Genomic DNA, 15,005 nt, shown 5'->3' on the forward strand with positions numbered 1-15,005 from the left:
GTGCGGCTAAAGTGCATCAAACTGGCGGGGTTCAAGTCCTTCGTCGACCCGACCACGGTGAACTTTCCCAGTAACATGGCGGCGGTCGTCGGGCCGAACGGTTGCGGCAAGTCGAACATTATTGACGCCGTACGCTGGGTGATGGGCGAGAGTTCGGCGAAGAACCTGCGTGGCGAGTCGATGACCGACGTCATCTTCAACGGCTCGACCAGCCGCAAACCGGTGAGCCAGGCGAGCATCGAACTGGTGTTCGACAACTCCGACGGCACCCTGGTGGGCGAGTACGCGGCTTACGCCGAGATCTCCATTCGCCGCAAAGTCACCCGCGACAGCCAGAACAGCTATTTCCTCAACGGCGCCAAATGCCGCCGTCGAGACATCACTGACATCTTCCTCGGCACCGGCCTCGGCCCGCGCAGCTACTCGATCATCGAGCAGGGGATGATCTCCAAGCTGATCGAAGCCAAACCGGAAGACTTGCGCAACTTCATCGAAGAAGCGGCGGGCATCTCCAAGTACAAGGAGCGCCGGCGCGAGACCGAAAACCGCATCCGCCGCACCCACGAAAACCTGGCGCGCCTGACCGACCTGCGTGAAGAGCTCGAGCGCCAGCTCGAACGCTTGCACCGGCAGGCCGAGTCCGCCAAGAAGTATCAGGAATACAAGAGTGAAGAGCGCCAGCTCAAGGCGCAACTGTCGGCCCTGCGCTGGCAGGATCTGAACGATCAGGTCGGCCAGCGCGAGTCGATCATCGGCAATCAGGAAGTCAGTTTCGAAGCGCTGGTCGCCGAGCAGCGCAATGCCGATGCGGCCATCGAACGCCTGCGCGACGGGCACCACGAACTGTCCGAGCGCTTCAATCTGGTGCAGGGCCGCTTCTATTCGGTCGGCGGCGACATCGCCCGGGTCGAGCAGAGTATCCAGCACGGCCAGCAGCGTTTGCGTCAGTTGCAGGACGATCTGAAAGAAGCCGAGCGCGCGCGTCTGGAAACCGAATCACACCTGGGCCACGACCGCACGCTGCTGCTGACCCTCGGCGAAGAGCTGGACATGCTCATCCCCGAGCAGGAAGTCACCAGCGCCGCCGCCGAAGAAGCCGCCGCCGCGCTGGAAGATTCCGAAAGCGTCATGCACGGCTGGCAGGAGCAGTGGGACACCTTCAACCTGACCGCCGCCGAACCCCGGCGCCAGGCCGAAGTGCAGCAGTCGCGGATCCAGCAGCTGGAAACCAGCATGGAGCGTCTGGCCGATCGGCAAAAGCGTCTCGCCGAAGAGCGCGATCTGCTTTCCGCCGACCCGGAAGACGCGGCGATCATGGCGCTCAACGAGCAGCTCGCCGAATCCGAAGCGACCCTCGAAGACTTGCAGACCAGCGAAGAAGCGCAGGTCGAAAAACTTGAACAGCTGCGTCAGGAATTGCAGCAGGCACTGACCGCGCAGCAGCAGGCGCAGGGCGATTTGCAGCGCCTCAACGGGCGACTGGCCTCGCTGGAAGCCTTGCAGCAGGCTGCGCTCGATCCGGGCACCGGCACCGCCGAATGGCTGAAGGAACACAACCTCGCCGAGCGTCCGCGTCTCGCCGAAGGCCTGAAGGTAGAGGCCGGTTGGGAGCTGGCGGTGGAAACCGTGCTCGGCGCCGACCTGCAAGCGGTGTTGGTGGATGACTTCAGCGGTTTCGATCTGTCCGGGTTCACCCAAGGTGATCTGCGCCTGCTCAGCCCCGCCAGCGACGGCGTGCGCGTGGCGGGCAGCCTGCTGGATAAAGTCGAGGCGCAGATCGATCTGTCGCCATGGCTCGGTCAGGTCAAGCCGGTCGACAGCCTTGAGCAGGCCTTGGCCTTGCGCGGCCAGTTGAGTGCCGGGCAGAGCCTGATCAGCCGCGACGGTTACTGGGTCGGTCGACACTTTCTGCGCGTACGTCGCGCCAGTGAAGCCGAGAGCGGCATGCTCGCCCGTGGCCAGGAAATCGAGACGCTGCAGGCCGAGCGCGAAGAGCGCGAAGCCACGGTCGAAGCCATGGAAACCCGTCTGCAGACCCTGCGTGCGCAACAGCGGCAGCAGGAAAACGGCCGCGAACATTTGCGTCGTTTGCTGCAGGACGAAGCCCGTTCCCAAGGTGAATTGAAAGCCCAGTTGTCTGCCGGTAAAGCCAAGGCCGAACAACTGACGCTGCGCCGCACCCGCCTCGATGAGGAACTGATCGAACTCGGCGAGCAGCGCGAACTGGAACACGAACAGGTCGGCGAAGCGCGCATGCAGTTGCAGGAAGCGCTCGATGCCATGGCGCTGGACACCGAGCAGCGCGAATTACTGCTGGCTCAGCGTGACAGCCTGCGCGAACGCCTCGATCGCGTGCGTCAGGAAGCCCGTCAGCACAAGGATCACGCCCATCAACTGGCGGTGCGTCTTGGTTCGTTGCGTGCGCAACACGATTCTACGCGTCAGGCGTTGGAACGTCTGGAGATGCAGGCCGAGCGTCTGACCGAAAAACGCGAACAGTTGAGTCTGAATCTGGAGGAGGGCGAGGCACCGCTGGAAGAACTACGCCTGAAACTCGAAGAGCTGCTCGACAAGCGCATGACCGTCGACGAAGAGCTGAAGACTGCGCAGATCGCGCTGGAAGACGCCGATCGCGAACTGCGCGAGGCGGAAAAGCGCCGGACCCAGGCCGAGCAGCAATCGCAACTGATTCGTGGCCAGCTCGAACAGCAGCGCATGGAATGGCAAGCGCTGACCGTGCGGCGCAAGGCGTTGCAGGATCAATTGCTCGAAGACGGCTACGATCTCAATGGCGTGCTCGCGACATTGACCCCCGAGGCCAGTGAACGCGCCGCCGAAGAAGAACTCGAACGGATCAATGCGCGGATTCAGCGCCTGGGTGCGATCAACCTCGCGGCCATCGACGAATACACGCAACAATCCGAGCGTAAACGTTATCTGGATGCGCAGGACGCCGATCTGGTCGAAGCATTGGAGACCCTGGAAAACGTCATTCGCAAGATCGACAAGGAAACCCGTAACCGCTTCAAAGATACCTTTGATCAGATCAATGGTGGATTACAGGCGCTTTTCCCGAAAGTTTTCGGTGGTGGCAGCGCGTATTTGGAACTGACGGGCGAAGATCTACTCGATACAGGGGTGACGATCATGGCGCGGCCGCCAGGAAAGAAGAACAGCACCATCCATTTGCTCTCCGGCGGGGAAAAAGCCCTGACTGCGCTGGCACTGGTTTTTGCGATCTTCAAATTGAATCCGGCGCCGTTCTGCATGCTCGATGAAGTTGACGCGCCACTGGATGACGCTAACGTTGGACGCTACGCACGATTGGTTAAAGAGATGTCGCAGACCGTGCAGTTCATCTATATCACTCACAACAAGATCGCCATGGAAATGGCCGATCAACTGATGGGCGTGACGATGCACGAGCCGGGTTGTTCGCGACTGGTTGCAGTGGATGTCGAGGAGGCGATGGCGATGGTGGACGCCTAAAGGCGCTGCTGTGAGCGACGAGCTTTGAGCTACAAGCTAGAAGCTTATGGCTTGAAGCCTGAGCGAAGCGAGCCACAATTTGCGCAGCGATTTCGACAGACGGTGTAAAGTTGTCTTTGGTCGTGCTAGTTTAATGTCAATTTTTCGTATACGTGGGCAAAACGCCTGTCAGAACATAGAGTTGGCGCCACGTTTTAAAGCGGTTTGCACAATGTAAACCCCTTATTTTTCAGCATTTTTTATAGAGGCACGGGATTACATGGAAATCGGTCTGCGCGAGTGGCTGATCGTCATCGGCATCATTGTGATAGCCGGTATTCTTTTCGATGGCTGGCGCCGTATGCGCGGCGGCAAGGGAAAACTGAAATTCCGTCTTGACCGAAGTCTGTCCAACTTGCCGGACGAGGACACCAGCGCTGAGCTGTTGGGCCCGGCCCGCGTGCTGGATACGCATAAAGAGCCACAACTGGACGAACACGATCTGCCGTCGGTGAGCATGCCGGCCCGCGAAGCACGCGAGCCTCGCGAATCCGGTTCGAAACGTGGCAAGCGCGGCAGCAATGGTCCGGCCCAGGGCGACTTGAACCTCGATCTGGACCTGGACGGCGGCCCGAGCTTCAGCAGTCGTGATGATGACTTCGTCGACGACAGCAAGCCTGCGCCAGCGGTGGCTGACAAGGATCAGCCGCAAGCCGAAGAAGTCCTGGTGATCAGCGTGATCTGCCGCGACGCCGCCGGCTTCAAAGGCCCGGCCCTGTTGCAGAACATTCTCGAAAGCGGTCTGCGTTTCGGCGAGATGGATATTTTCCACCGCCACGAAAGCATGGCCGGCAACGGTGAGGTGCTGTTCTCCATGGCCAATGCGGTCAAGCCGGGCATTTTCGATCTGGACGACATCGACCATTTCAGCACCCCGGCGGTGAGCTTCTTCCTCGGCTTGCCAGGCCCGCGTCATCCGAAGCAGGCCTTCGACGTGATGGTGGCGGCGGCGCGCAAGCTGTCGCAGGAACTGAACGGCGAGCTGAAAGACGACCAGCGCAGCGTGCTGACCGCGCAGACCATCGAGCACTACCGTCAGCGCATCGTCGAATTCGAACGCCGCGCCCTGACCCAGAAGCGCTAAGGCCAAGATCAAAAGATCGCAGCCTTCGGCAGCTCCTACAGAGGAACGCGATCCCTGTAGGAGCTGTCGAGTGCAACGAGGCTGCGATCTTTGAATGATGAAACTGGAGCAGCCTCGGCTGCTCTTTTGCTTTATGAGAGAACACCCATGACCGCCGCCAAAAACCGCATTCTAGAGCTGCGCGCTGAACTCGATCAGCACAACTACCGTTATCACGTCCTCGACGAGCCGAGCATTCCGGACGCCGAGTACGACCGGTTGTTCCACGAGCTCAAGGCGCTGGAAGCGGCCAATCCGGAATTGATCACCAGCGACTCGCCGACCCAGCGCGTCGGCAGTGTGGCGCTGACCGCGTTCACCCAGGTGCGTCACGAAGTGCCGATGCTCAGCCTCGGCAATGCCTTCGAAGAAACCGACATGCGCGAGTTTGATCGCCGGGTGACCGAAGGTCTGGATCTGCCGGCTGGTGATCTGTTCGGTGGCGGCGCGGCGGTGGAATACAGCTGCGAGCCGAAACTCGATGGCCTGGCGGTCAGCCTGCTGTATCAGGACGGTGTGCTGGTGCGCGGCGCCACCCGTGGCGATGGCACCACCGGTGAAGACATCAGCGTCAACGTGCGCACCGTGCGCAACATCCCGTTGAAGCTGCATGGCACCGGCTGGCCGGCGACCCTCGAAGTGCGCGGTGAAGTGTTCATGTCCAAGGCCGGTTTCGAGCGCCTCAACGCCTCGCAACTGGAAGTCGGCGGCAAGACCTTCGCCAACCCGCGCAACGCCGCTGCCGGCAGCCTGCGTCAGCTGGATTCGAAGATCACCGCCAATCGCCCGCTGGAATTCTGCTGCTACGGCATCGGTCAGGTCTCCCACGATATTTCCGACACTCACATCGGCAACCTCAAGCAATTGCAGACGTGGGGCATGCCGATCAGCCACGAGCTGAAACTGGCCAAAGGCATCGGCGAGTGCCTGGATTACTACCGCGACATTGGTTTACGCCGTAACGCGCTGGCCTACGAAATCGACGGTGTGGTGTTCAAGGTCAACAGCATCGCCGATCAGCGCGAGCTGGGCTTCCGTGCCCGCGAACCGCGCTGGGCGATTGCGCACAAATTCCCGGCCATGGAAGAACTCACCGAGCTGCTAGACGTGGAGTTCCAGGTCGGTCGCACGGGCGCCGTCACCCCGGTGGCGCGGCTGAAACCGGTCAAGGTCGCGGGCGTCACCGTGGCCAATGCCACCCTGCACAACATGGACGAAGTGGCGCGCCTGGGCCTGATGATCGGCGACACCGTGATCATCCGTCGCGCCGGTGACGTGATCCCGCAGGTGGTGCAAGTGGTCACCGAACGCCGCCCCGAGAATGCGCGTCCTGTAGCGATTCCAGAGAATTGCCCGGTCTGCGGCTCCCATGTCGAGCGCACGCAACTGGTCAAGCGCAGCAAGGGCAAGGAAACCATCAGCGAAGGTGCGGTGTACCGCTGCGTTGGTCGTCTGGCCTGCGGTGCGCAACTGAAGCAGGCGATCATTCACTTCGTCTCGCGTCGGGCGATGGACATCGAAGGCCTTGGCGACAAGAGCGTCGAGCAACTGGTCGATGAAGGTCTGGTCAGTTCGCCGGCCGATTTGTACGCGCTGAAGTTCGACGACATTGTTGATCTGGAGGGCTTTGCCGAGGTCTCCAGCAACAAGCTGCTGGCGGCCATCGAAGACAGCAAGCAACCGGGACTGGCGCGGTTCATTTATGCGCTGGGCATTCCCGATGTCGGCGAGGAAACGGCCAAGGTGTTGGCGCGCTCGCTCGGTTCGCTGGAGCGCGTACAGCAGGCTTTGCCGCAAGTGCTGACCTACCTGCCGGACATCGGCCTGGAAGTAGCCCACGAGATTCACAGCTTCTTTGAAGATGCGCACAACCAGCAAGTGATCACCGAGTTGTTGGGGCATGGCCTGCAGATTCAGGATCAACGCGAGCTGGGCGCCGAGTTCGCCGCCAGCACCACGCTTGGCGGTCTGCTCGACAAGCTGCACATTCCCTTTGTCGGCCCGGGCGGCGCGCAGAAACTGGCGGACAAATTCGGTTCGCTGGACGCGGTGATGAATGCCGACTGGCTGGACATGCGTCAGGCGCTACCGGAGAAACAGGCCAATTCGGTGCGCGAGTTTTTTGCTGTGCCCGAGCATCGGCAGATCGCCGAGGCCGCCGAGAAACAGCTGCGTGTTTTCGGCATGCACTGGCTGAGCGAGAAGAAAGTCGTCGAAGGCCTGCCGCTGTCCGGCGAAACCTGGGTGCTGACGGGCAAGGTCGAGTTGATGAGTCGTGATGTCGCTAAAGAGCATCTGGAAAGCCTTGGCGCCAAAGTCGCCGGCTCGGTATCGGCGAAAACTCATTGCGTGGTCGCAGGGCCCGGTGCCGGTTCGAAACTGACCAAGGCCAATGAGCTGGGCGTGAAGGTGATGGATGAAGAGGCGTTTATCGCTTTCCTGAAGGGACACCGCTTGTCCGTTTAAGAGCAAAAGATCGCAGCCTGCGGAAGCTCCTACAGGATTAGTGTTTTGCCACATTGATCCCCTGTAGGAGCTGCCGCAGGCTGCGATCTTTTGCTTTTCCCCACACAAAGCGTGGGAACGATCAGCGCACGAGGATGATCTAGTCTTGGCAAGCCCCAGGGAGAGATCGCCATGTACCGCTTTTTCGAGCAGCTCAGTTCTCGCATCGTCGCGCCGTTCATGGGCGAGTCTTCACGCAACAGCAAAATCTGGCAGTGCCGCTGCGGCCAGTCGCTGTTCTTTCGCAACAGTCAGTGCCTGGCCTGCAACGCCGCGCTGGGTTATCAGCCCGAAGAAAGTCGCCTGACGTCGCTGCAGCCCGGGCCGCAGGACGGCAGCTGGACACTCGATGCCGATCCCGACGCCGGATTGTTTCGTCGCTGCGCCAACCTCGACACTCCCGCCGCGTGCAACTGGTTGCTGGCGGATAACGGCCGTGACAGCCTGTGCATCGCTTGCAGCCTCAATCGCACTATCCCCGATCTGTCGGTGCCGGAAAACCCCGAACGCTGGCGCAAAGTCGAGATCGCCAAGCGCCGGCTGGTCGCACAACTGATCACCCTCGGGCTGCCGGTCATCCCGAAAACCGTGGATGAGACCACCGGTCTGGCCTTCGACTTCATCGGCGTCGACCTTGAAGGCAACGCGCCGATGACCGGCCACGCCAACGGCCTGATCACCCTCGACATCAAGGAAGCCGACGACGTCCATCGCGAGCAGGTGCGGGCGGCGATGCATGAACCCTATCGCACGCTGCTCGGGCATTTCCGGCATGAGGTCGGGCATTATTATTGGGATCGTCTGATCGCCAATGGGCCGTGGCTTGAACCGTTCCGCAATCTGTTCGGCGACGAGCGCGCCAGTTACGCCGAAGCGCTCGACCGTCATTATCAACAGGGTGCACCACTGGACTGGCCGCAATACTACGTCAGCGCCTACGCGACCATGCACCCGTGGGAAGACTGGGCGGAAACCTGGGCGCATTACCTGCACATGATGGACGCAGTGGACACCGCGCTGGGTTTTGGCATGAGTGCGCGGGAAATGGATTTCGATTACCAGCCGTTTCCACCCAGCACTCTGTACGATCCGGAGCACCCCGGCGGCGCGGCGTTCCTGTCGTTCGTCAATGCGTGGATCGAGCTGGCGGGCATGCTCAACGAACTGTCACGCAGCATGGGCCAGCCGGATTTCTACCCGTTCGTGCTGCCGGCGGCGGCGATTGCCAAGCTGCACTTCATCCATCTGGTGATCCAGCAGGCGGGCGGCAAGGCGGACGAGGTGCTGACCCTGTAACAGCTGTCGCAGGCTGCGATCTTTTCGGGCACAGCGCATGTCCTTGAACCCGTTCATATTTTTTATCTGAAACCAACGGTTGTAACTTCATCTCAGATAGGTACAATGGCGCGGCTCGCCGACAGGTGAGTGTCGTTATGGTGACCCCATCGGTCCCCCCGCAACGATTACCCGTGAACCTGGTCAGATCCGGAAGGAAGCAGCCACAGCGGGAACATTGTGTGCCGGGGTGTGGCTGGTGGGGTTACCACCTTGACGAACAACCAACGCTTCAACAGAACTGCATGGGTTTCGCCCACTGCGGTTTTTTTATGCCCGCGATTTGGGCCTTCATGCCAGCCCTGTAGGAGCGAGCCTGCTCGCGAAGGCAGCCACCCCGATGCCTGTTCAGCCACCAAGGTTGAACAGTGGCATACTCCACCGTCTTGCTGCGCGCGTCGTTGACAAGTTCGCGCCCTGGCTACGAGGTTGTATGCACCCGGAACATCACGATTTATCCACCGCCGTGTACTTGCCCGTGACGGACGAGACTTGCGCGAGCCTGTTGCAGCCCGATGGCGCGAAAACCCTCGGCGAGCTGACGGATGCGCAACTGGCCGCCGTGCTGGTCATCCAGAATCTGGCCCAGGCCGCCGAAAAGGATCTCAGCGCCGCAGCGGCGGAGAAGGTGCTGGCGCGCCTGATCGCCTGGGCGGTCGATGGCGGGGCAGGGCTGCTGTCCGAGGCGCAACGGCTGTTCGACCCGCGCCAGTTGTATTTCGGCCTGAACGCCATCAGGGGATTGAACCTGCGATTGCTGTTGGCCGAAGAGGTGTCGGCGCAGGATTACCTGCTGCCCAGTGGCAAATGGGATGACGAGTTCAAGACGCGCCACCACGCGGTCAACAATCCGTTCAGCCAGCAGATGATCAGCCCCGCGCACCGCGAGCGCTGGCTCAGCGCCGCGCAGGACAAGCTGGTCAGAACCTTCCGCGCCAACCTCGATGAAGACCTGCACGTGCAAGGTTATGCCGGGATCGGCAAGAGCCACCTGGTCGGTGCCTTGACCGAGTGCCTGGACCCCGGGAAAACCCTGTTGCTGGCACGCACCCCGGAAAAACTTGCGACCCTGTGCCAGCGCATGGGCGCTGCCAGTGAGCGCAAGCCCGGCATCACCTTTGAGGTGTTCGCGCGCGGGCTGATTTATGGGCGCAAGCCACAGCCGGCAAGCGCCGCCGGCCGGGTCGCGAGCAAACAGAGTCTGGCGCAGGAACTGAACATCCTCGGCTTTCGCGAGCATGACGCGCAACGAACCCTGAACGTCTGCCTGGAAACTCTCGAGCGTTATTGCCACTCCCGGGATTACAGCCTGTCGGCGCATCATCTGCCGTATTTCAAGCTGTCCTTGTCCGGTCTTGAGTCCAAGGTGCTGCTGGAGTATTCAAGCCGCGTCTGGACTTACCTTGAGGCCAACCCGGCGTGGGGCCGGCAGAGCGGCTTCGAAGCGTTGTTGCTGATCAAGCGGGCAAGCCTTGCGGGCTGCGTGGTGCCGCCGCGTTATACCCACGTGCTGATCGACGAGAGCCAGGACATTCCCGCTTCGCTGCTGCAGATTATCGAGCGCGGCCGACAGGTGCTGATCACATTGGGCGATGAGTACCAGCACGCCGAGCGCGACCTGGTGAAAAGAAAGCGTGAAGTGCGCCAGAGCGATATCACCTACTCGGTGCGTTCGGGGCGCAATGTCGAGCGTCTGGTCAATCCGCTGATTTCCCGGCACTCGGAAAAGAGCAAAGTGCCCTTTGAAGGCGCGCGTGAGGCGGACGTCGGCATCGAGTTTTATCCGCAGGGCTTTGTCCCGCCGGAAGGCTGTGTGGTGTTGACGGCGTCACCGTGGGACACGATGAAGTGGGCGATGCAACTGCACGATGCCAATTGCCTGTTCTGCTTTGCCGACATGAAGGCGCAGCGCGATCTTGAGCACTTCATGACCAGCGCCATCGAGTTGTTCAAGGTCGATTACTACAGTTCCACGCACAGTGAGAAGGGGCCGCATCGCTATTTCAGCGACTTGCCCAAGTGGCAGCAGGTGCGCGATGCCAACCAGTTCGACGAAGCGTTTTTGTGGGTCGAGGCCGAGCTGGAGAAAGGCTTCAAGGTCGCTGATCTGACCCGGCTCAACCGGATGATCGGCGGCCCCGGCAAGAGCTGTCTGCTGATGCAGGCGCACGAGGCGGGCGGCATGGAGTTCGACCGGGTTCTGCTGACGCCCGAGCTGCTGACCAATGTGCAGTTCAAGGACGCCTACGCGTTCGATCAGCGGATCTGCGCCGTGTACATCGCCATCTCCCGCGCCCGGCAGCAGCTTTATCTGCCGTACGATGTGGTCGAATGGATCGAATTTCACGACTGCCAGAAATTCCGCGAGTCGCACGGCTACTGATCCCCCCTGTAGGAGTGAGCCTGCTCGCGATTGCTTCGGTTCAGTCAACATCGATGCCGACTGACATGACACTATCGCGAGCAGGCTTACTCCTACAGGGCGTTATGGGATGTCCTGGTCCCGATCCCGAGCCGAAATTTCCCCGCCAACAGCTGCTTGGCCAGATTAGACGAGGACACCGGATGCAATTTTGCCCTTGCTCCGCTAGCATTAGCCGCTTCAGCTTCCTTCGTTGCGACGGTTTTCGATGAGTTATCAGGTTCTTGCACGTAAATGGCGTCCGCGCTCGTTCCGCGAAATGGTCGGCCAGACCCATGTGCTCAAGGCTCTGATCAATGCCTTGGACAGCCAGCGGCTGCACCACGCGTACCTGTTCACCGGTACCCGCGGGGTCGGTAAGACCACCATTGCGCGGATCATTGCCAAATGCCTGAACTGTGAGACAGGTATCACTTCCAGCCCCTGCGGCGAGTGTTCGGTGTGCCGCGAGATCGATGAAGGCCGCTTCGTCGACCTGATCGAGATCGACGCCGCGAGCCGGACCAAGGTCGAGGACACCCGCGAGCTGCTCGACAACGTGCAGTACGCGCCGAGCCGCGGGCGCTTCAAGGTCTACCTGATCGACGAAGTGCACATGCTCTCCAGCCATTCCTTCAATGCGCTGCTGAAGACCCTCGAAGAGCCGCCGCCGTACGTCAAGTTCATCCTGGCGACCACCGACCCGCAGAAACTTCCGGCAACGATTTTGTCGCGCTGCCTGCAGTTCTCCCTGAAGAACATGACGCCCGAGCGCGTGGTCGAGCATTTGACTCACGTCCTCGGCGCCGAAAACGTGCCGTTCGAAGACGACGCGCTGTGGCTGCTGGGCCGCGCCGCCGATGGTTCGATGCGTGATGCCATGAGCCTGACCGATCAGGCCATCGCCTTCGGTGAAGGCAAGGTATTGGCCGCCGACGTGCGGGCGATGCTCGGCACGCTGGATCACGGCCAGGTCTTCGACGTGCTGCACGCCCTGATCGAAGGTGACGCCAAGGCGTTGCTCGAAGCCGTGCGCCACCTGGCCGAGCAAGGCCCGGACTGGAATGGCGTGCTCTCGGAAATTCTCAATGTGCTGCACCGTGTCGCCATCGCCCAGGCGTTGCCGGAAGGCGTCGATAACGGCCATGGCGACCGCGATCGGGTGTTGGCGCTGGCGCAGGCGCTGCCGGCCGAAGACGTGCAGTTCTATTACCAGATGGGCCTGATCGGTCGCCGCGACCTGCCGCTGGCGCCGGATCCCCGTGGCGGTTTCGAAATGGTCCTGCTGCGGATGCTGGCTTTCCGGCCCGCGGACACCGCGGACGCCCCGAGGCAACCGCTAAAGCCAGTGGGGATCAGCCAGGCCACAGTTGATTCCGCAAACTCAGTGGCTGCCGCGCCCAAGCCTGCGCCGGTAGTCGCTGCGGCTGTTGCGCCTGCACCGGTTGTTGCTCCAGCGCCAGCCCCGACTCCTGAGCCAGCCCCTGTGGTGGCCGCTGCACCGGCCCCTGCGCCAGAACCAGAGCCAGAGCCAGTCGCTGCCGAAGAAGTGGTTGACCTGCCGTGGAACGATCCGGTCGAGCCCGACCCCGAACCTGTGCAACAGCCGGCCGTCGAGCCGGTACTGGAAACCGCCAGCGAGCAGCCCGAGTTGCCGCCGATGCCGCTGCCGACCCCGGACAGCGTGGTGCCGGATGCGCCGGAGTGGGCAGCCGCGCCGATACCCGAGCCGTCGGTCGCCGACGTCGATGCCGCCACGCCGGGCATGGACCTCGACGACGAGCCGCCACTGGACGAAGACTACATCGAGCCGGACATGGATTCGGCCTACAGCTACCTCGACGACCTGGCCAGCGAACACACCGCCGAGCCGGCCCCGGAGCCCGAGCCGGAGCCTGCCGCCGCGCCGGCCACCGGTCTGGCGTTGCAATGGCTGGAGCTGTTCCCGCAATTGCCGATCTCCGGCATGACCGGCAGCATCGCCGCCAACTGCACGCTGATCGCGGTCGATGGCGACCACTGGCTGATGCACCTGGACCCGGCGCACAGCGCGCTGTTCAACGCCACGCAACAGCGGCGCCTGAACGATGCGTTGAACCAGTTCCACGGTCGCACGCTGACCCTGACCATCGAACTGATCAAGCCCGAACAGGAAACCCCGGCGCAGGCCGCGTCCCGTCGCCGGGCCAACCGTCAGCGCGAGGCGGAGGAGTCGATCCACGGCGATCCGTTCATCCAGCAGATGGTCCAGCAGTTCGGTGCGGTCGTGCGACACGATACTATTGAACCTGTCGACGCCTTGGTCGCCCAAGGCTAATAACTGAGGGCGTCCGGCCTCGCTGGCCGGGCGCTGTTTTGATCCAAGTACTTTTGAGGTGATTCCCATGATGAAAGGTGGCATGGCCGGCCTGATGAAGCAGGCGCAGCAGATGCAGGAAAAAATGGCCAAGATGCAGGAAGAGCTGGCCAACGCCGAAGTCACCGGCAAGGCCGGTGGCGATATGGTCACCGTGGTAATGACCGGTCGTCACGACGTGAAAAGCGTCAGCATCGACCCAAGCCTGGTTGAAGGCTTGAGCGAAGACGACAAGGAAATGCTCGAAGCCGTGGTCGCCGCCGCCGTCAACGACGCGGTGCGCAAGATCGAAGCCAACAGCCAGGAAAAAATGGGCAGCATGACCGCCGGCATGAACCTGCCAGCGGGTATGAAACTGCCATTCTGATTCGCCTTTGCGGGTTGGATGAGCTACACAAAATGCCAGGCATCGTGCCTGGCATTTTTGTTTCTGCCTCCTGGGCGTTCAGTATTCATTTGTGGCGAGGGAGCTTGCTCCCGCTCGGCGACGAAGTCGTCGTAAACCCTGAAAACCCGGTATACCTGAAAGAAAGCAGGGGGAGCGCTTCGCACTCCAGCGGGAGCAAGCTCCCTCGCCACAGGAGTCGAGTAGAAACATCGAACGCTGCGATGTCACCAAGGTCTGCTCCCTATATCCCCGAATTCATCATTCACAGGAGACGCTGACATGTCCGACCCTCTGACCCTCAACCAACGCTTTGTCCTCGCCTCGCGTCCGGTGGGCGCGCCGACTCCGGAAAACTTCCGTCTGGAGCGCGAAGCGTTGCCGGATCTCGAAGATGGCCAGGTGCTGCTCAAGACCCTGTACCTGTCGCTGGACCCGTACATGCGCGGACGCATGAGCGACGCGCCGTCCTACGCCGCGCCGGTGCAAATCGGCGAAGTGATGACCGGTGGCGCTGTCAGCCGTGTCGAGAGTTCCCGTCATCCTAAATTCCACCAGGGTGATCTGGTGGTCGGCCTCACCGGCTGGCAGAGCCACAGCATCAGCGACGGACGCAACATCATGCCGATCCCGTCCGGCCTGCCAAGCCCATCAATGGCGCTCGGTGTGCTGGGCATGCCGGGGATGACTGCGTACATGGGCCTGATCGACATCGGTCAGCCGAAAGAGGGCGAAACCCTGGTGGTCGCTGCGGCGTCCGGTGCCGTCGGCTCGGTGGTCGGTCAGGTAGCGAAAATCAAGGGCCTGCGCGCCGTCGGTGTGGCCGGTGGTGCCGACAAATGCAAATACGTGGTCGAGGAGCTGGGTTTCGATGCCTGCATCGATCACAAGGCACCGAACTTTGCCGAACAACTGGCCAAGGCCTGCCCGAACGGCATCGACATCTATTACGAAAACGTTGGCGGGCATGTGTTCGATGCCGTGGTGCCGTTGCTCAACCCCAAGGCGCGGATCCCGCTGTGCGGACTGATTGCCGGTTACAACGCCACTGAAGCGCCGCAAGGCCCGGATCGTCTGCCGATGCTGCAGCGTACGTTGCTGACCAAGCGTGTGCGGATTCAGGGCTTCATCGTCTTTGATGACTATGGCGACCGCCAGCCGGAATTCATCAGCCACATGGTGCCGTGGGTGCGCGACGGCAAGGTGAAATTCCGCGAAGACGTGGTGGAAGGCCTGGAGCAGGCACCCGAGGCGTTTATCGGTCTGCTGGAGGGGCGCAACTTCGGCAAACTGGTGGTGAAGGTTGCGCAGGACTGAGCATTTGACGCTGGCCAGAGGCGCGGGTATAAACCGCGTCTCGTTGTTTTGTCGG

8 protein-coding genes and 1 other RNA gene are annotated in these 15,005 nt (G+C 61.6%); all 9 read left to right on the forward strand.

Annotated features, from left to right (window positions below; all coding sequences use genetic code 11):
• The 9 genes from smc to BW33_RS11475 all read left to right on the forward strand — a co-directional run bounded on the left by smc (position 1) and on the right by BW33_RS11475 (position 14,950).
• Positions 1–3,489 carry a chromosome segregation protein SMC gene (smc, locus tag BW33_RS11440; RefSeq protein ID WP_047599068.1) on the forward strand — a complete coding sequence of 1,163 codons (3,489 nt, stop codon included), beginning with the start codon at positions 1–3 and terminating at the stop codon, positions 3,487–3,489.
• 259 nt (positions 3,490–3,748) lie between these two features.
• Complete coding sequence (gene zipA, locus BW33_RS11445; protein WP_027613270.1) at positions 3,749–4,612, forward strand: cell division protein ZipA; 864 nt, start codon at positions 3,749–3,751, stop codon at positions 4,610–4,612.
• 147 nt (positions 4,613–4,759) lie between these two features.
• On the forward strand, positions 4,760–7,117 hold the full coding sequence (gene ligA, locus BW33_RS11450; protein WP_047599071.1) for an NAD-dependent DNA ligase LigA: 2,358 nt from the start codon (positions 4,760–4,762) through the stop codon (positions 7,115–7,117).
• A gap of 171 nt (positions 7,118–7,288) precedes the next feature.
• Entirely contained in the window at positions 7,289–8,452 is a 1,164-nt protein-coding gene (locus tag BW33_RS11455; RefSeq protein WP_047599073.1) for a zinc-binding metallopeptidase family protein, read from the forward strand.
• A gap of 147 nt (positions 8,453–8,599) precedes the next feature.
• An RNA gene (gene ffs / locus BW33_RS28450) (signal recognition particle sRNA small type) lies at positions 8,600–8,696 on the forward strand.
• Between the two features lie 228 nt (positions 8,697–8,924).
• Positions 8,925–10,874, forward strand: a complete 1,950-nt coding sequence (locus tag BW33_RS11460; protein WP_047599074.1) for a hypothetical protein — start codon at positions 8,925–8,927, stop codon at positions 10,872–10,874.
• Positions 10,875–11,121: 247 nt separating this feature from the next.
• Positions 11,122–13,209, forward strand: a complete 2,088-nt coding sequence (gene dnaX, locus BW33_RS11465) for a DNA polymerase III subunit gamma/tau (protein ID WP_047599075.1) — start codon at positions 11,122–11,124, stop codon at positions 13,207–13,209.
• 67 nt (positions 13,210–13,276) lie between these two features.
• Positions 13,277–13,615, forward strand: a complete 339-nt coding sequence (locus tag BW33_RS11470; RefSeq protein ID WP_003223337.1) for a YbaB/EbfC family nucleoid-associated protein — start codon at positions 13,277–13,279, stop codon at positions 13,613–13,615.
• Positions 13,616–13,915: 300 nt separating this feature from the next.
• Entirely contained in the window at positions 13,916–14,950 is a 1,035-nt protein-coding gene (locus BW33_RS11475; RefSeq protein WP_047599076.1) for an NADP-dependent oxidoreductase, read from the forward strand.
• Positions 14,951–15,005 lie beyond the last annotated feature (55 nt).

The organism is Pseudomonas sp. RIT288 (assembly GCF_000631985.1).
Taxonomy (GTDB): domain Bacteria; phylum Pseudomonadota; class Gammaproteobacteria; order Pseudomonadales; family Pseudomonadaceae; genus Aquipseudomonas.

Bases quoted from the DNA above. Each gene is read 5' to 3' on its own strand.
- zipA (WP_027613270.1), top strand. From the start codon at position 3,749: ATGGAAATCGGTCTGCGCGAGTGGCTGATCGTCATCGGCATCATTGTG.
- ligA (WP_047599071.1), top strand. From the start codon at position 4,760: ATGACCGCCGCCAAAAACCGCATTCTAGAGCTGCGCGCTGAACTCGAT.
- BW33_RS11455 (WP_047599073.1), top strand. From the start codon at position 7,289: ATGTACCGCTTTTTCGAGCAGCTCAGTTCTCGCATCGTCGCGCCGTTC.
- BW33_RS11460 (WP_047599074.1), top strand. From the start codon at position 8,925: ATGCACCCGGAACATCACGATTTATCCACCGCCGTGTACTTGCCCGTG.
- dnaX (WP_047599075.1), top strand. From the start codon at position 11,122: ATGAGTTATCAGGTTCTTGCACGTAAATGGCGTCCGCGCTCGTTCCGC.
- BW33_RS11470 (WP_003223337.1), top strand. From the start codon at position 13,277: ATGATGAAAGGTGGCATGGCCGGCCTGATGAAGCAGGCGCAGCAGATG.
- BW33_RS11475 (WP_047599076.1), top strand. From the start codon at position 13,916: ATGTCCGACCCTCTGACCCTCAACCAACGCTTTGTCCTCGCCTCGCGT.